The 1,473-nt window shown below is 46.4% G+C and carries 10 tRNA genes and 1 rRNA gene; all 11 read left to right on the top strand.

Going from position 1 to position 1,473, the window contains the following annotated elements:
- Window positions 1–89 precede the first annotated feature (89 nt).
- A 5S ribosomal RNA gene (gene rrf / locus CD29_RS19250) occupies window positions 90–205 on the top strand.
- Between the two features lie 14 nt (window positions 206–219).
- Window positions 220–294: transfer RNA gene (locus CD29_RS19245), tRNA-Asn, on the top strand.
- 34 nt (window positions 295–328) lie between these two features.
- Window positions 329–403, top strand: a tRNA-Glu gene (locus CD29_RS19240).
- Between the two features lie 30 nt (window positions 404–433).
- Window positions 434–509, top strand: a tRNA-Val gene (locus tag CD29_RS19235).
- Between the two features lie 4 nt (window positions 510–513).
- Window positions 514–589 (top strand) — tRNA-Thr (locus tag CD29_RS19230).
- 7 nt (window positions 590–596) lie between these two features.
- Window positions 597–668, top strand: a tRNA-Lys gene (locus CD29_RS19225).
- Between the two features lie 91 nt (window positions 669–759).
- Window positions 760–848, top strand: a tRNA-Leu gene (locus CD29_RS19220).
- A gap of 14 nt (window positions 849–862) precedes the next feature.
- Window positions 863–939: transfer RNA gene (locus CD29_RS19215), tRNA-Arg, on the top strand.
- 23 nt (window positions 940–962) lie between these two features.
- A tRNA-Ala gene (locus CD29_RS19210) sits at window positions 963–1,038 on the top strand.
- Window positions 1,039–1,055: 17 nt separating this feature from the next.
- Window positions 1,056–1,129 (top strand) — tRNA-Met (locus CD29_RS19205).
- A 50-nt stretch (window positions 1,130–1,179) separates the two neighbouring features.
- Window positions 1,180–1,255: transfer RNA gene (locus tag CD29_RS19200), tRNA-Asp, on the top strand.
- Window positions 1,256–1,473 lie beyond the last annotated feature (218 nt).

Raw genomic sequence — 1,473 nt, 5'->3', positions numbered from 1 at the left:
ATCGATCGAGGACTTAACCAAATTAAACTTGAACGCTTTCAATGTCTTTTATCCAGTTTTGAGAGAACGAGGTTCTTTCAACATAATAGTCTAGTGATAATGGCAAAGAGGTCACACCCGTTCCCATACCGAACACGGAAGTTAAGCTCTTTAGCGCCGATGGTAGTTGGGGGCTTCCCCCTGTGAGAGTAGGACGTTGCTAGGCTATATCTTTAATATTCCGAAGTAGCTCAGTGGTAGAGCAATCGGCTGTTAACCGATCGGTCGTAGGTTCGAGTCCTACCTTCGGAGCCATACATAATTTTCGAGAATATTTTCCTTTTAGTATGGCCCGTTGGTCAAGTGGTTAAGACACCGCCCTTTCACGGCGGTAACACGGGTTCGAATCCCGTACGGGTCACCAATATATAGTTTTAATTTCCAGCATATTTATGGAGGATTAGCTCAGCTGGGAGAGCACCTGCCTTACAAGCAGGGGGTCGGCGGTTCGAGCCCGTCATCCTCCACCATAATGCCGGCTTAGCTCAACTGGTAGAGCAACTGACTTGTAATCAGTAGGTTGAGGGTTCAAGTCCTTTAGCCGGCACCATTTTTTTGAGCCATTAGCTCAGTGGTAGAGCATCTGACTTTTAATCAGAGGGTCGAAGGTTCAAGTCCTTCATGGCTCATCTTCTTTTCAATTTTGCGTTAGTGTGCTAAAAGATTTAGCACATTTTAACGTATGTTGCTGGATGAAATTTTTCTTCCGCATCAACATGTGCCGGGGTGGCGGAACTGGCAGACGCACAGGACTTAAAATCCTGCGGTAGGTGACTACCGTACCGGTTCGATTCCGGTCCTCGGCACCATTTTAGTAATTTTTGCGCCTGTAGCTCAATTGGATAGAGCGTCTGACTACGGATCAGAAGGTTGTGGGTTCGACTCCTGCCAGGCGCGCCAAAAGTCGCATTATTTAACATTAAGGGGCCTTAGCTCAGCTGGGAGAGCGCCTGCCTTGCACGCAGGAGGTCAGCGGTTCGATCCCGCTAGGCTCCACCAAGAATATATAAAATTATGGCGGCGTAGCTCAGCTGGCTAGAGCGTACGGTTCATACCCGTAAGGTCGGGGGTTCGATCCCCTCTGCCGCCATTTCCACAAGAATATTATAAAGAATTAAATGAAATTTTTTTGATACTACTGGTCCCGTGGTGTAGCGGTTAACATGCCTGCCTGTCACGCAGGAGATCGCCGGTTCGATCCCGGTCGGGACCGCCATTTTATTAACTTCATCCTTGCTATCTTCATTTAACAATTTGTAAGATAAGCGCTGTTCACTTTTGATAATTTTATCTTTCAGAATGAAGTTAAAGCCTCCGGCGGATGTCACAGATTTTTTAAAGGTAATTATTGAGCAAGCTCAATAAAATCTGGACGCAAATACGCCAAGGCGAATTTGATATAATTATGGGTCTGTAGCTCAGTTGGTAGAGCAT

The organism is Ureibacillus manganicus DSM 26584 (genome assembly GCF_000772945.1).
GTDB lineage: Bacteria > Bacillota > Bacilli > Bacillales_A > Planococcaceae > Ureibacillus > Ureibacillus manganicus.
The sequence above is the reverse complement of the archived record's forward strand: the minus strand, read 5'-3'. Positions and strand labels throughout refer to the sequence as shown.